General features: G+C 30.9%; 13 protein-coding genes. 10 read left to right on the top strand and 3 right to left on the bottom strand.

Annotated elements, in window-relative coordinates; all coding sequences use genetic code 11:
• Nucleotides 1-54: 54 nt before the first annotated feature.
• Nucleotides 55-528 carry a CYTH domain-containing protein gene (locus HYG85_RS06705; RefSeq protein ID WP_212692830.1) on the bottom strand — a complete coding sequence of 158 codons (474 nt, stop codon included), beginning with the start codon at nucleotides 526-528 and terminating at the stop codon, nucleotides 55-57.
• A gap of 90 nt (nucleotides 529-618) precedes the next feature.
• The gene (locus HYG85_RS06700) at nucleotides 619-1,035 is read right to left on the bottom strand and encodes a DUF3899 domain-containing protein (protein ID WP_212692829.1); all 417 of its coding nucleotides are present in this window, start codon (nucleotides 1,033-1,035) and stop codon (nucleotides 619-621) included.
• Between the two features lie 425 nt (nucleotides 1,036-1,460).
• Here HYG85_RS06700 and HYG85_RS06695 point away from each other — a divergent pair, with 425 nt between their 5' ends.
• From HYG85_RS06695 to HYG85_RS06675, 5 genes are all read left to right on the top strand, one after another.
• The gene (locus HYG85_RS06695) at nucleotides 1,461-3,440 is read left to right on the top strand and encodes a peptide ABC transporter substrate-binding protein (protein WP_212692828.1); all 1,980 of its coding nucleotides are present in this window, start codon (nucleotides 1,461-1,463) and stop codon (nucleotides 3,438-3,440) included.
• A gap of 110 nt (nucleotides 3,441-3,550) precedes the next feature.
• Nucleotides 3,551-4,513, top strand: coding sequence for an ABC transporter permease (locus tag HYG85_RS06690; protein ID WP_212692827.1), 963 nt, complete (start codon nucleotides 3,551-3,553; stop codon nucleotides 4,511-4,513).
• Between the two features lies 1 nt (nucleotide 4,514).
• Nucleotides 4,515-5,945 carry an ABC transporter permease gene (locus HYG85_RS06685; RefSeq protein WP_212692826.1) on the top strand — a complete coding sequence of 477 codons (1,431 nt, stop codon included), beginning with the start codon at nucleotides 4,515-4,517 and terminating at the stop codon, nucleotides 5,943-5,945.
• A 14-nt stretch (nucleotides 5,946-5,959) separates the two neighbouring features.
• Complete coding sequence (locus tag HYG85_RS06680) at nucleotides 5,960-6,997, top strand: ABC transporter ATP-binding protein (RefSeq protein ID WP_212692825.1); 1,038 nt, start codon at nucleotides 5,960-5,962, stop codon at nucleotides 6,995-6,997.
• Nucleotides 6,998-7,936 (top strand): ABC transporter ATP-binding protein, encoded by a 939-nt coding sequence (locus tag HYG85_RS06675; RefSeq protein ID WP_113672214.1) that lies wholly within the window; start codon nucleotides 6,998-7,000, stop codon nucleotides 7,934-7,936. It begins immediately after the preceding gene.
• A 157-nt stretch (nucleotides 7,937-8,093) separates the two neighbouring features.
• Here HYG85_RS06675 and HYG85_RS06670 read toward each other — a convergent pair whose 3' ends face one another.
• Entirely contained in the window at nucleotides 8,094-8,495 is a 402-nt protein-coding gene (locus HYG85_RS06670) for a hypothetical protein (protein WP_113672213.1), read from the bottom strand.
• 207 nt (nucleotides 8,496-8,702) lie between these two features.
• On the opposite strand from HYG85_RS06670, the gene HYG85_RS06665 reads away from it, so the two are divergent.
• The 5 genes from HYG85_RS06665 (at nucleotide 8,703) to lon (ending at nucleotide 14,943) form a co-directional block, all read left to right on the top strand.
• The gene (locus tag HYG85_RS06665; RefSeq protein WP_113672212.1) at nucleotides 8,703-8,897 is read left to right on the top strand and encodes an alpha/beta-type small acid-soluble spore protein; all 195 of its coding nucleotides are present in this window, start codon (nucleotides 8,703-8,705) and stop codon (nucleotides 8,895-8,897) included.
• 376 nt (nucleotides 8,898-9,273) lie between these two features.
• Nucleotides 9,274-10,560 (top strand): trigger factor, encoded by a 1,287-nt coding sequence (gene tig, locus HYG85_RS06660; protein WP_212692824.1) that lies wholly within the window; start codon nucleotides 9,274-9,276, stop codon nucleotides 10,558-10,560.
• A gap of 49 nt (nucleotides 10,561-10,609) precedes the next feature.
• The gene (gene clpP / locus HYG85_RS06655; protein WP_113672210.1) at nucleotides 10,610-11,191 is read left to right on the top strand and encodes an ATP-dependent Clp endopeptidase proteolytic subunit ClpP; all 582 of its coding nucleotides are present in this window, start codon (nucleotides 10,610-10,612) and stop codon (nucleotides 11,189-11,191) included.
• An 18-nt stretch (nucleotides 11,192-11,209) separates the two neighbouring features.
• Complete coding sequence (gene clpX / locus HYG85_RS06650; protein ID WP_212692823.1) at nucleotides 11,210-12,514, top strand: ATP-dependent Clp protease ATP-binding subunit ClpX; 1,305 nt, start codon at nucleotides 11,210-11,212, stop codon at nucleotides 12,512-12,514.
• Nucleotides 12,515-12,618: 104 nt separating this feature from the next.
• The gene (gene lon, locus HYG85_RS06645) at nucleotides 12,619-14,943 is read left to right on the top strand and encodes an endopeptidase La (protein WP_212692822.1); all 2,325 of its coding nucleotides are present in this window, start codon (nucleotides 12,619-12,621) and stop codon (nucleotides 14,941-14,943) included.
• Nucleotides 14,944-14,948: the final 5 nt, after the last annotated feature.

The following is a 14,948-nucleotide window of genomic DNA, read 5'->3' as shown; positions in this document are numbered from 1 at the left end:
AATATATATGCAATGAACATGAGTATAAAATTTTTCTTCATTAATTAAATATGATTATAATTGAGTATCCAAAAAACGAATGTTTTCTTCTTTGCATAAGTTACTATTATGAAATCTAGTATCAAATGTTACTTCTTTCACAAACCAACTAGGCGGGATAAAACTGTTTGCTGACTCTTCGCTATCAAATTCCACTTCTGCCATGATTAATCCTTCTAATTTATCATTAAAAATGTCAAGTTCTACAGTCAATGATTTATCAAGAGGAATATAATATCTTTTTTTACTTATTATATTATGATCTACTTTGGATTTTAAAGTATTATATTGCTCCATTGAGATTTTATCTTCAAATTCTTGTCTTATCATTAAACCAGAGGATTTATAGGTTACATAGTAAGATTCATCAGTTTTTCTAATTCTGATGACAGGATTGGTACAGATGTAACCTTGTTCTATATTAATATGTGGGTATTTTGTTATTTTGTCTAAGGGTAGGTTAATGAGATACTTTTTTTCTATTTCCATGAAGCTAATCTGATCCTTTCTATTTAAAATGGTATTCTATCAATTATTAAGATATATAATAGTTTTTGTGCATTTATAATTTATTACATGCTATAAGCCTATAAATAGTATATAGATTATCAACATTATAATACTGCAATAGAAAAATGTAGTGGTTGAACTATGCTTCTTTGGTGCGTAGAGATATTTTTCTTTTAAAAACTCTTTTATTTCCTGTTTAGATTTTAATGCGTATTCTTGCTGTAGACGATATTTGTATTTTTTTGAAACGGATGCTCTATAATGTTTAGTAGAGTATTTAAAAACATTGAAAGTGCCTTGATCATCAATGAATACGATTCCGGTAATAATAAAGATAAGTAGATTAACCAAAAATAGTTTCTCTAAAAAAATATGAAATAGAGTTATTGAATGGGTTGTTAATCTTTTATCAAAAACGGCAAGTAATAAGCTGGCAATAATAGCAATCAATATATAAATAATAATTTTTTTAACATTTTTTTTCATAATAGTCCTCCGTTGATTAAACTTATAATTTCTATTTATATGTTATTTATGTTACTCAATAAGAATATAAATATTATATCATAATATATTTATTTTCAACATACATAGATTTTAATTTCATCATTATTCAGCATACACGATTCGATATTATAATTTATTATTATTTTAGAAAGAACAAAAATAGCTATAAACCTACAAAATATCGCATGTAATTTAATGCAAAAACGCTATGATATGGCAAAGTATTAGCATATTAACCTATTATCAAAACCTTTACAAAGGATAAAATATGATATATAATTATTTAAGTATAATCTTGTTTTACTGGTCACAGAGTAACGCAAAATTATCAAAACCCGACTAAAAGGATACATAAAAAAATAATATCTAGGGTGGGATAACAACAATTTTAAAGGAGGATTTTTATGAAGAAATTATTAGCTTTACTACTAGTGTTGACAATGACATTTTCACTAGCAGCATGTGGCAACAAAGATAAGGATAAAACGACGCCAAGTGACGACGATAAGACAGTAACTGACAATGGAGATCAAGATAAAGATCAAGATGGAGACAAAGATACTTCAGAAGATAAAAAAGTACTTAATTTGATTTCAACTTCTAACATTCCATCATTAATTACATGGCAAGCAACTGATACTGTATCTTTTCAAGTATTAGGAAATGTAATTAGTGGTCTATATGTATTAGGTACTGATGGTACAGCTAAACCAGAAATGGCTGAATCATATGATGTTTCAGAAGATGGACTTACATATACTTTCCATTTACGTAAAGGTGTTCAATGGGCTGATATAAATGGAGAACCTTATGGAGAAGTAACTGCAAACGATTTTGTATTCGCTTGGAAAAAGTTATTAGATCCAGCAGAAGCATGTCAATATGCTAATATGCTTGCGACAGCTTCAATCAAGAACGGTAAAGAAGCTTTCTTGCTACAAAATAAAATAGTTAACTTTGAAAGAGAAGAAAAGAATTTAAAAGCTCTTAAAGTTGATGCTTATAAAGATACTGAAAACGCAACTGCTCAAGAGCAATTTGATGAAGCTAAGAAAGAATTAGAAGCAAAATTAGCAGAAGAAAAGAAATTCTTTGAAGAAAACTATGGTTCTTTAGATGAAGCAAAAGCTGAGCTTGCTGAATTAGCTAAAAACTTAGCTGTAACAGCTGAAGATGATTATACTCTAAAAGTTGAATTATCTAATCCAGTTCCATATTTCATTGACTTAATGTGTTTCGCTTCATTCTTCCCAGCAAGCGAAAAATATTATAATGAAACTGGAAAAGAAAAATATGGTAAATCAGTAGACGCTCTTTTATATAATGGAGCATTCATTTTCAAAGAGTGGAAAACATCTGAAAGACATTACTTAGAAAAAAATCCTATATATTGGGATGTTGCTAATGTTGAATTAGATGCATTGGATTTCCGTGTAATTGAAGGAATTAATAACGATACACGAGTTCAAATGTATTTAGATGGTGAACTAGATACTACAACATTATCTGGTGAGAATGTTGAAAGATATGGTAATAGACCAGATGCAGTTGAACTTCCAGAAACAGTTATATTCTATGCAGAAGTTAATGTTAACAATGGTGCATTAACTCCAACTAAAAAAGTATTAAGAGATGTTAGAGCAAGAAAAGCATTAAATATGGCTTTTGATAAAACATATATTACAGACGTTATATTCAAAAATGGTTCATTACCAGCAGATTTCTTTGTTCCAAAAGATTTTGTATCTAGTAAAGAACATGATGGTAAAGATTTCCGTCAAGTAGCAGAAGATTTATATGGTGGCGGAGAAGGATATAATAAATATAATCCAGAAAAAGCAAAAGAAATATGGACACAAGTTTTAGATGAACTTAAAGTTGACAAAGTAAATATTGAATGTATTATCTTTGATGGTGATGAAAGTAAACAAGTAGGAACACATATCAAAGATGAAATAGAAAAGAATTTACCAAATACAACAGTAGAATTACTAGTACTTCCATTCTCAGAGAAGCTTAGAAGAACTACAGAAGGTGACTTCTCTATGAACTGGGGAGGATGGGGTCCTGACTATCCAGACCCAATGACTTTCATGGACATGTGGATTACTGGAGGAGAATATAACAGAGGTAAATATTCTAATCCAACTTATGATGAAGGTATTGATGCATGTAGATCTGGTGAGTTAACTGCTCCTTCTAAAACAAAAGATCGTTTTGAAAAATTGGTAGAATTAGAAAAAATATTACTTGAAGATGAACAAGTAATTATTCCAATCTATCAACGTAGTGGTTTAGGTCTTAGAAATCCTAAAATTAAAGATTTAGTATTACAAAAATTTGGTGCAGACTATATTTATAAATGGGTTAAAATAGCAGAATAAGACACTATAATTAACTAAATATATTATAAAATTTTGGCAGGTGATCCTGCCAAAATTTGTGTTATATATTATTTTAGTTCGTTAAAGTATTAATTGATTGGAGGTTAATTATGATTCGCTATGTCATTGAAAGAATCGCTTTAATAGTCTTAACTTTATTTATTGTATTAACGATAAATTTCTTTTTATTAAGACTTATGCCTGGTACCCCATTTGATAATCCTAAGATAACGGAAGTTCAACAACAACTTATGAAGGAAAAATATGGGCTTGATGATCCAGCGTATGTACAATATTTTAGATATTTAAAACAAGTAGTATTTGAACGTGATTTAGGAAATTCATTTAAATTGCAAGACCAGCCAGTTCTAAAATTAATAACTATGAAATTACCTCATACTGTAAAAATTGGAACAATAGCTCTAATTTTTGGTGTTATTGTTGGGATTTTTCTTGGTTCTATTGCTGCAATATATAAGAACTCCATTTGGGATAATTTAGTTACAATTTTAGCTGTTATAGGGGTATCGATTCCAAGTTTTGTAATGGCAGCATTTTTACAATATTTTCTATGTGCAAAATTAGGATGGTTTCCATATATATATAAACCAGTAGATGTTATGCGTAATGTATCTTTTTGGGATTCAATCTATTCATCTATATTACCAGCGTTTTCATTAGGCTTATTTGTTATCTCGTCAACAATGAGATATATGCGTTCTGAATTAGTAGAAGTTTTAAGCAGCGATTACATACTACTTGCTCGAGCAAAAGGCTTAAGTAAACCAAAAGTAATATTCAGACATGCGCTTAGAAATGCTTTAATACCAGTAGTAACTATTTTAGGACCTATGGCTGTTAGTATATTGACTGGTTCAGTTGTTGTAGAACAATTCTTTGGTGTTCCTGGATTAGGGAAATTAATGGTAAATGCATCTTTTACTAATGATTATTTTTTAATATTAGGTGTTAACTTAGTATATAGCTTTTTATTAGTAACAGTAATTCTGATAGTCGATTTATTATATGGTGTTATAGATCCAAGAATCAGACTAAAAGGAGGTGGAGTATAGGATGGCATTATCAAAAGAGAAATTTAAGTTAGCTGAACATGATTTTACTAATGTAGATAAAATGAATACTGAAAGTGTTTCATTTTGGAAAGATGCTAGAAGAAGAATTAAAAAGAATAAAGGCGCTATGATAGGATTCTATTCAATAATAATATTGATTATACTTGCAATTTTTGGTCCTATAAGCCCTATAAATCAAAAAAATACAGATGGAACAGTATTTGAATATGATTCTGCCCCAATACTTCTTAATGAGAAAGGGGAAGAGATTTCCAAAAAGGATATATCTTATGTACCTCCTAGAATTCCTGGCTTAGAAAAATTAGGTATATTTGATGGTCATTCTAATATCGTTGTGGCTACTTTTGATTTAATTGTAGGTGAATTACCTAAGACTGATGAATTTGATGAATTAAAAAAACCCATGAATCGTAAAAAATTAATAGAGAAATTAAATATTCCGTACCATCCTTTCAATATTAATTTTGAAAAAATATATGAAAATGATGAAGGGGTTATTACAGCTAAGATCAAGGTAGTATCCACAGACGAAGTACTTGAGTTACCTTACGAAGACTTAATAAGCGAATATTCAAGATATAAACCTGGTACCTTTAAATTATTAAGTTCAACAATTGATGAATATGGTGTTGAAATGCTTAAGATAAATGCTGATTTCTATGCTATCCAAGGCATTAAGAATCTATACTTTTGGTTTGGAACTGATAAATTGGCTCTAGACCAATGGACTAGATTATGGATTGGTGTTAGGGTATCATTAATTATAGCATTAGCTTCATTGATAGTTGATTTTACATTAGGTATTTTATATGGAACTATAGCTGGATTTTATGGTGGAACTAAAGTGGATACAATCATGATGCGTATTACCGAAATATTAGGTAGTATTCCTAGCTTAGTTTTAATGATTATATTTTTGAGTATAAGTGGTACGATAGGAGATTTTATTGATGGTATTTTGCCCGGTCATCAAGGAACAACCACAATCAGATTAATAATACTTATATTAGCAATGAGTTTAACTGGTTGGATTGGTGTTGCAAGGGTTGTAAGATCTCAAATTCTAAAATTAAGAGAACAAGAATTTATATTAGCATCTAGAACTTTAGGAGCATCTAAGAGAAGATTAATGAGAAAACATCTTTTCCCTAATATTATAGGTCAAATATTAGTTATGGCTACATTTTCTATTCCTGGAGCTATATTCTATGAGGCATTTTTAACATTTATTGGGTTAGGATTACCTATACCAATGTCATCACTTGGTATATTAGTTAATGAGGGATATCACTCTTTCAAAACAATACCAAGTATGCTGTTGATACCAGCAACAGTAATGTCAATATTAATGTTAGCTATTAATTTATTAGCTAACGGATTAAGAGATGCACTAGATCCACGTATGAGATAGAAGGGAGAAAGAAGATGAATAAAGAAAAAATATTAGAAGTCAAAGATTTAGAAATCTCTTTCAGAACTCATGCTGGGGATGTGCAGGCTGTAAGAGGAATCTCTTTTGACTTATTCAAAGGTGAAACATTAGCCATAGTAGGAGAATCGGGCTCAGGTAAATCAGTAACAGTTAAAGGTGTAATGGGATTATTAGCAGATAATGGATACTATAAAAATGGTCATATCTTATTTGAAGGTCATGATGTTACTAAAATGAAAGAGGCACAGCTCCATTCTGTAAGAGGGAATAAAATGGCTATGATTTTTCAAGATCCAATGACATCTTTGGATCCAACCATGACAATTGGTAAACAAATTATGGAAGTTATAAGACTTCACCAAAAAGTTTCTAAGAAAGAAGCTTTTGAAAAAGCTGTAAAATTAATTGATATGGTAGGAATTCCAGAGCCAAGATCTAGAATGAAACAATACCCTCATCAATTTTCAGGTGGAATGAGACAGAGAATAGTTATAGCTATTGCATTAGCTTGTGAGCCTACTATCCTAATAGCAGATGAACCTACTACTGCACTTGATGTTACTATTCAAGCTCAGATTTTAGATTTAGTTAAAGATCTACAACAAAAGATTGGTGCTTCAGTTATATTCATAACTCACGATTTAGGTGTAGTAGCAAATGTCGCTGATCGTGTTGCAGTTATGTATGCTGGTAAAATGGTTGAGGTCGGAACAAGTGATGAAGTATTCTATGATCCAAGACATCCATATACATGGGGGTTAATAGGTTCAATGCCTGATCTTGAAACAGAAGGTGAATTATATGCTATACCAGGTACACCTCCTAACTTGATTAAGCCACCTGTAGGTGATGCATTTGCAATAAGAAATAAATTTGCTATGGATGTAGATTTTGAAGAACAGCCACCAATGTTTGAAATATCAAAAACTCATAAAGCTGCTACTTGGCTGTTACATGAGAACGCCCCTGAAGTAACACCACCAGATGTTATTATTAAACGTAGAGAGCGTTTGAAAGAGGTGAATAGCTAAATGAGTGAAAAGGAAGTATTAGTTGAATTACAAAATTTAAAACAGTATTTTAAGCTTGGTAGAAAAAGTGTTGTTAAAGCTGTTGATGATATTTCATTTAAGATCTATAAAGGTGAAACATTTGGATTAGTTGGAGAATCTGGATCAGGTAAGTCTACAACAGGTAGAACTATGATTAGATTATATAATCCAACAAGTGGAAAGATTTTCATGGAAGGTGACAGAATTGACGGTAAGGTTCCTAAAAAAGTAGTTGCCAATGTTAATAGAAACATGCAAATGATTTTCCAAGACCCAATGGCATGTCTTAACCCACGTATGAAGGTTGAGGACATTATTGCTGAAGGTATAGATATTCATAAATTAGCTAAAAACAAAGAAGAGAGACACCAAAAAATTGTAGAAATGTTAAATATAGTTGGACTCAATGAACAACATGCTGACCGTTATCCTCATGAATTCTCAGGTGGTCAAAGACAAAGAATAGGTATAGCTAGAGCTATGGCTGTTGAACCAAAGTTCATAATAGCTGATGAACCTATATCTGCACTTGACGTTTCAATTCAAGCACAAGTTGTAAACTTGATGAATGAATTAAAACAAAAAAGAGGATTAACATATTTGTTTATTGCCCATGACTTATCAATGGTTAAATATATCAGTGATAGAATAGCAGTTATGTATAAAGGTAAAATAATGGAGCTTACAACAAGTAAACAATTATTTGAGAAACCTTTACATCCATATACAAGATCATTGTTATCAGCTATTCCACTACCAGACCCTATTACTGAGAGAACTAGAAGACGTCATGCTTATGTTCCAGAAAAAGAGCATGATTACTCAGCTCACCAACCAGAATGGATTGAGGTTGACCCAGGTCACTTCATTTATGGTAATGAAAAAGAAATAGAAAAGTGGGACGCACTGTATAGATAGAACAAAAATAAGACTACATAGATATTTGACTATGTAGTCTTATTTTACGTCTTGCTATAATAAATTTTTTATAATATAAGATAAAAGTCAATAAACTAAAAAAATTATATTTTAATTAGGAAAATATATATCCTATTAAAATATAATTTTTTTTATTCTAAACATATATGTACGAAAATAATTTATTAATATTTTTGGTTGTAATATTTTCAATACTTGCTTCTTCAGCAGCTTGTATAACACTCTCATAAGGCAATTGATAAATATATGAAATATCCAAAGGACTATAAGAATTAGGGACTTTTTGTTTTACTTCTCTAGAAAACAATTTGCATATGTCGCTACTTCCATAAAACATAATCATAATAAAAGAATGTTTTGTTATACTATCAATATCATTATTTCTCATAATTTTTTTTATCTCATGATTTGAGATATCTAATAGTTCAGAGACAACATCCATATCAATAACATCCTTTTCCTCAGTTTTTAAAAATAAGTCTATTTTTTGTAGTTTAGGAGAAAGATGATTGTTATAATAATCAAGATATGTAGCCATTTAAAAACCTCCTGGAAAAATTACTAAAACACTTTTTTTGCAAAAGTGTAAATACTATAGTAAGTAATTATTATAAAATTTTATCTAAGTAGATTATAACTTATTATGCATACAAAATCATATGTAATAAATGGTTTTTTACTGGTTACAAATACCATAGTAAAAAAATGATTATGGTTAATACTATGATTACGGAGGTGATTTTAAATGGCATACAACAAGCAAGCAACAGATGCACTTAACAAATTTAAGTATGAAATAGCTAACGAGCTTAACGTTAACTTGAAACAAGGTTATAATGGAGATTTAACTTCTGCACAAGCTGGTTCAGTAGGTGGAGAAATGGTTAAGAGAATGATCGAAAAACAAGAGCAATCAATGTCATCAGGTGGTTCTTATTAATCACTTAACAACGATAATTAAATCATATTAAAATCCTAGAGATTGTATTTCTGGGATTTTTTTATTTCGAAAAATATGTATAAAAACTTCTAGAAAAAACCATACTTAATTAATGTGACAGATTAATCTAACATTAATGAATCTTTACAGCAGCATTTATGGTAAAAGTCTTAATTAGTAAATTAAGATAATAGTAAAAATGTGTAGATTTATCAGAATCACTATGGTATAATATACAAATGGTTAAATAGGAATAGCTATGCCCTTTTATATAGAATGATAATAATATGAGAAAAGCACACTTCATCTTCAAAGATAATAAAAAAGGGAAGAAATGACTTTCCTACTATATAAATTAAGGAGGAACAATTTTAAAATGAACGTAAATGTAGAAACACTAGAGAAAAGCATGGTTAAACTAACCATTGAAGTCGATGCAGATCGCTTTGAAGAAGGCATGAAGCATGCATATAATAAGAATAAGAGTAAGATTACTGTTCCAGGATTCAGAAAAGGTAAAGTACCTAGACAATTAATTGAAAAGACTTATGGAGCAGAAATTTTTTATGAGGATGCTGTCAACTACATAATTCCAGAAGCATATGATAAAGCTATAGAAGAGAATAAATTAGAGGTTGTTTCAAGACCAGAAGTTGACGTACAACAAGTAGAAAAAGGAAAATCAATGATTTTTACTGCCGAAGTTGCTGTTAAACCTGAAGTGACTTTAGGAGAATATAAAAATATAGAAGTTGAAAAGAGTAATATAGAAGTAACTGATGAAGATATTACAGGTGAAATTGAAAAAGTAAGAGACAAGAATTCAAGATTAGTTGATGTAACTGATAGAGCTGTTCAAGACAACGATCAAGTTATGATTGATTTTGAAGGTTTTGTAGATGGAGAAGCATTTGAAGGTGGCAAAGCTGAAAATTATTCATTAACTATAGGTTCACATTCTTTCATTGATACATTTGAAGAACAATTAATTGGAAAGACTATTGGTGAAGATATAGAAGTTAATGTTACTTTCCCAGAAGATTATCAACAAGAAGATTTACAAGGAAAAGAAGCATTATTCAAAGTTAAAGTTAATGAAATCAAATTCAAAGAATTACCAGAAGTAGATGACGAATTCGCAAAAGACGTATCCGAATTTGACACTCTTGATGAATATAAAGAAGACATTAAGGCAAAACTCTTAGAGCAAAAAGAAAATACAGCTAAAAGTAAAAAACAAGAAGATGTCTTAGAAAAAGTTATAGAAACTGCTACAATGGAAATAGCAGATCCTATGATTGACTTACAAGCAGAAAATATGACTAATGATTTTGCTACAAGACTTCAATATCAAGGTTTATCACTAGAGCAATATTTTGGATTCACAGGTCAGAACATGGCAACATTAAAAGAAACTATGAAGACTGATGCTGAAAAGAGAATCAAATCTAGATTAGTATTAGAAGCTATCGCTAAAGCTGAAAATATTGAAGTTTCAGAAGACGAATTAAAAGAAGAACTACAAAAAATGGCAGAAGCATACAATATGGAATATGACAAAATAGCAGAGACTATTGGTGAAGAAGAAAAAGAATCTATTCAAGATGATATCAAAAATCGTAAAGCACTTGATTTTATTGCTGAGCAAGCTAAAGAAGTGTAATAATAAGTATATCATTTGCGTAAGATAAAAGGTAGAGGAGGTAAATAATATGAGTTTAGTACCTTACGTCATAGAGCAAACCAGCAGAGGAGAAAGATCATATGATATTTTTTCCAGACTCTTAAAAGAAAGAATCATTTTCTTAGGAGAGGAAGTTACTGATGCAGCTGCAAGTGTAATTGTGGCACAGTTATTATTTCTAGAAGCTGAAGACCCAGAAAAAGACATTCATTTATATATAAATAGTCCAGGAGGATCAATTACTGCAGGAATGGCTATATATGATACTATGCAATACATTAAACCAGATGTATCAACAATATGTATTGGTATGGCTGCTAGTATGGGATCATTTTTACTTGCTGGTGGAGCGAAAGGGAAAAGATATGCTTTACCTAACGCAGAAATAATGATACATCAACCACTTGGAGGAATCCAAGGGCAAGCTGTTGATATCAAGATACATGCAGATAGAATAATCGAGATTAGAGAGAAACTTAATAAAATTTTAAGTGAAAAGACTGGTCAGCCATTAGAGGTTATAGAGAAAGATACTGATAGAGATAACTTCTTAACAGCTGAAGCTGCTAAAGAATATGGTCTTATTGACAAAGTGTTTGAAAAAAGATAGCCGAAAGTAGGTGAAGCAGTGGCTAATAAATATGAAGACAAGAAACAACTTAGATGTTCATTCTGTCACAAAGCTCAAGATCAAGTAAGAAAGCTTATCGCAGGACCTAACGTCTATATTTGTGACGAATGTATTGAATTATGTGCAGAAATCATAGAAGAAGAATTCCAAGATTACAAAGAAGCACAAGATCTTGAAAATATACCGAAGCCTCTTGAGATAAAGACATTTCTAGATGATTATGTTATTGGTCAAGAAGATGCTAAGAAAACATTAGCAGTTGCTGTGTATAATCATTATAAAAGAATAAGAAGTGATTTTAAGAATGAGGATGTAGAACTTAAAAAGAGTAATATACTCATGGTTGGACCTACGGGTTCAGGTAAAACATACATGGCTCAAACATTAGCTAAAATGTTAGGCGTACCTTTTGCAATTGCAGATGCTACTTCTTTAACTGAAGCAGGTTATGTTGGCGAAGATGTTGAAAACATATTACTACGTCTTATTCAGGCAGCAGATTTTGACATTGAAAAGGCTGAACAAGGTATTATATATATTGATGAGATTGACAAGATAGCTAGAAAATCCGATAATCCATCTATAACAAGAGATGTAAGTGGTGAGGGTGTTCAACAGGCACTATTAAAGATTTTAGAAGGTACTATTGCTTCTGTTCCTCCACAAGGTGGAAGAAAGCATCCACATCAGGAATTTATTCAAATAGATACAACTAATATTCTATTTATTTGTGCTGGTGCATTTGATGGTTTAGAAAAAACAATTCAAAAACGTATTGGCGAAAAATCCATGGGATTTGGGGCAACAGTAGAGAGTATCAAGAATCAGCAAATAGGTCATGTGTTAAAAGAACTATTACCACAGGACTTGATTAAATTTGGACTTATACCAGAATTTGTAGGTCGTATACCTGTTAATGTTACACTTAATAACTTAACAGAAGAAGCTCTAGTTGATATACTTGTAAAACCTAAAAATTCTCTAGTTAAACAATATAAAACATTATTTGATATGGATAGTGTGGAGTTAGAATTTGATGATGATGCCCTGATATCAATAGCAAAAAAATCTCTTGATAGAAAAACAGGGGCAAGAGGGCTTAGAGCAATAATAGAAGAAATCATGACTGATGTAATGTTTGAGATACCTTCAAATGATAAGATTGAGAAATGTGTCATTACAAAAGATGTAATTGAGGGTGATGAAAAACCGAAATTAGTCATTAATGAAAATATACAGTCACTAAAAAAGCCCGTAGCTAAAAAGAGAACAAAACGCAAAAATGAAAATGAAACTGCTTAGGACCTGTTTCCTAACATAAATACCCCCTGCCTAGTAGGGGGATTTTTATTAAAACTAAGAATTTCATGTGATAAAAATACTTTAAGGAGTGAGGTTACATAAATATGGAAGAAACGACAATAAAACTTCCTTTATTAGCCCTTAGAGGCATTAATGTATTACCTGATATGATTATACATTTTGATGTGAACAGAAAAAAATCAGTTAATGCTTTGGAAGAAGCTATGACCAATGAACAGTTAGTTTTTCTAGTAGCTCAAAAGGATGCAAAGGAAGAAGAACCATTAGTAGACAATTTATATAAGTTTGGGACCATTTCTAAGATCAAGCAATTGATCAAGCTGCCAGGAAATATAATAAGAGTATTAGTAGAAGGATTGGACCGTGGAGAAATCAAGAATATTATTTCAGAAGAACCTTTTATAATGACTGAAGTGGAAAAAATAGATAAAACAAAAACTGAAATTAGTGAAGAAGAAAAAGAAGCTCTTCTTAGAATAACATTTGAATGTCTAGAAGAATATTCAAAAGTGAACCCACAGTATTCTATAGAGACCATAAAAAATATGTTGGGAATAAGGAATATTGGTAAGTTGGCAGACAGTATTGCTTCCAATATAAATATTTCACTTGAAGATAAGCAGAAAATACTAGGAGAGATTAATCCAGCTCAAAGGTTGAAGATGACTATATCAATTCTAAAGAGTGAAATAAAACTAAGTAAAATAAAAAAAGATATCCAAATCCAAGTAAAACAAAAAATAGATAAAAATCAAAAAGAGTACTACTTAAGAGAACAACTCAAAGTGATACAAAATGAACTCGGCGATAAATATGGTCTGGGTGAAGAAGTAGAAAAATATAAAGAACAGCTAAAAAAACTGAAAGCCCCTAAAGAAGTAAAAGAAAAGGTAGAAAAAGAAATCGATAGAATGAAAAAAATACCTAATGGTTCTTCAGAAGGTGTAGTTGTGAGAAATTATATTGAATGTTTGCTGGAATTACCTTGGAATAAAAAAACAAAAGAATCAAAGAATATTACTAAAGCTGAAGATATATTAAATAAGGATCATTACGGACTTGAAAAAGTAAAAGAAAGAATACTTGAACATCTAGCGGTCAGAAAGTTATCAGCTAAAACAGATAGCCCTATCTTATGTTTGGTAGGACCACCTGGTACAGGGAAAACGTCCATAGCCAAGTCAATAGCAAAAGCTTTGAATAGAAATTATGTCAGAATATCACTAGGTGGAGTAAGAGATGAAGCCGAAATACGTGGACATAGAAAAACATATATAGGGGCAATGCCAGGACGTATCGTTAATGGATTAAAACAATCAGGTTCAAGTAACGCATTGATGTTATTTGATGAAATTGATAAGATGAGCTCTGATTTTAGAGGAGATCCATCATCTGCATTATTAGAAGTGCTTGACTCAGAACAAAATAATAAGTTTAGAGACCATTATATACAATTACCAGTTGATTTGTCAGATGTATTGTTTATAGCGACAGCAAACTCTGTACAAACTATACCTAGACCACTATTAGACAGGTTAGAACTAATTGAAGTCACAAGTTACACAGCGAATGAAAAGATGCATATAGCAGTTAGACATCTTATTATGAAACAAATGGAGAAACATGGTCTAAAAGAAGGTCAATTATCAATAAGTAAAAATGCACTAAAAACTCTTATAAGCAGCTATACAAAAGAAGCTGGAGTCAGAAACTTAGAACGAAGAATCGGCGAAATATGTAGAAAAGCTGCCAAAGAAGTATTGGTTAACAATAAGCCATCAATAAAAATTACAGAGCAAAATATTGAAAAGTATCTGGGAATTCCATTATATACTTTTGATAGGATAGCTGACAAATCTCAAGTAGGTGTTGTTAGAGGCCTAGCTTGGACCGCTGTTGGTGGAGATACCCTTTCAATAGAAGTTAATACTATGAAAGGTACAGGTAAGTTTGAATTGACTGGTCAACTAGGAGATGTAATGAAGGAATCTGCTAGGGCAGGAATCAGTTACATTAGATCCAAGACAAAAGAATTAGAGATTAATGAAGATTTTTATAAAAACATTGATATCCATATTCATATTCCAGAAGGAGCTGTACCAAAAGATGGACCTTCAGCAGGTATTACAATGGCAACTGCTATGATATCAGCTCTTACTAACAAACCTGTTAAAAATGATGTTGCTATGACAGGAGAAATAACCCTTAGGGGACGTGTACTACCTATCGGTGGTCTAAAAGAAAAACTCTTAGCAGCCAAAAGAGCAGGTATTAAAAAAGTCTTAATACCAAAAGATAATATGAAAAATATGTCTGAAGTGGATAAAGAAATTACAAAAGGACTAGAAGTCATTTATGTGACCAGCATGAATGAAGTTATTGATGAAGCCATTATAAATACTAATTAAAGAGG

This window comes from Vallitalea guaymasensis, from assembly GCF_018141425.1.
GTDB lineage: Bacteria > Bacillota > Clostridia > Lachnospirales > Vallitaleaceae > Vallitalea > Vallitalea guaymasensis.
Note: the sequence above shows the minus strand (reverse complement) of the source record. Positions and strands in the feature narration are given on the sequence as shown.

Bases quoted from the DNA above. Each gene is read 5' to 3' on its own strand.
- HYG85_RS06705 (WP_212692830.1), bottom strand. From the start codon at position 528: ATGGAAATAGAAAAAAAGTATCTCATTAACCTACCCTTAGACAAAATA.
- HYG85_RS06665 (WP_113672212.1), top strand. From the start codon at position 8,703: ATGGCATACAACAAGCAAGCAACAGATGCACTTAACAAATTTAAGTAT.
- tig (WP_212692824.1), top strand. From the start codon at position 9,274: ATGAACGTAAATGTAGAAACACTAGAGAAAAGCATGGTTAAACTAACC.
- HYG85_RS06695 (WP_212692828.1), top strand. From the start codon at position 1,461: ATGAAGAAATTATTAGCTTTACTACTAGTGTTGACAATGACATTTTCA.
- HYG85_RS06690 (WP_212692827.1), top strand. From the start codon at position 3,551: ATGATTCGCTATGTCATTGAAAGAATCGCTTTAATAGTCTTAACTTTA.
- HYG85_RS06675 (WP_113672214.1), top strand. From the start codon at position 6,998: ATGAGTGAAAAGGAAGTATTAGTTGAATTACAAAATTTAAAACAGTAT.
- clpP (WP_113672210.1), top strand. From the start codon at position 10,610: ATGAGTTTAGTACCTTACGTCATAGAGCAAACCAGCAGAGGAGAAAGA.
- lon (WP_212692822.1), top strand. From the start codon at position 12,619: ATGGAAGAAACGACAATAAAACTTCCTTTATTAGCCCTTAGAGGCATT.
- HYG85_RS06670 (WP_113672213.1), bottom strand. From the start codon at position 8,495: ATGGCTACATATCTTGATTATTATAACAATCATCTTTCTCCTAAACTA.
- HYG85_RS06685 (WP_212692826.1), top strand. From the start codon at position 4,515: ATGGCATTATCAAAAGAGAAATTTAAGTTAGCTGAACATGATTTTACT.
- HYG85_RS06700 (WP_212692829.1), bottom strand. From the start codon at position 1,035: ATGAAAAAAAATGTTAAAAAAATTATTATTTATATATTGATTGCTATT.
- HYG85_RS06680 (WP_212692825.1), top strand. From the start codon at position 5,960: ATGAATAAAGAAAAAATATTAGAAGTCAAAGATTTAGAAATCTCTTTC.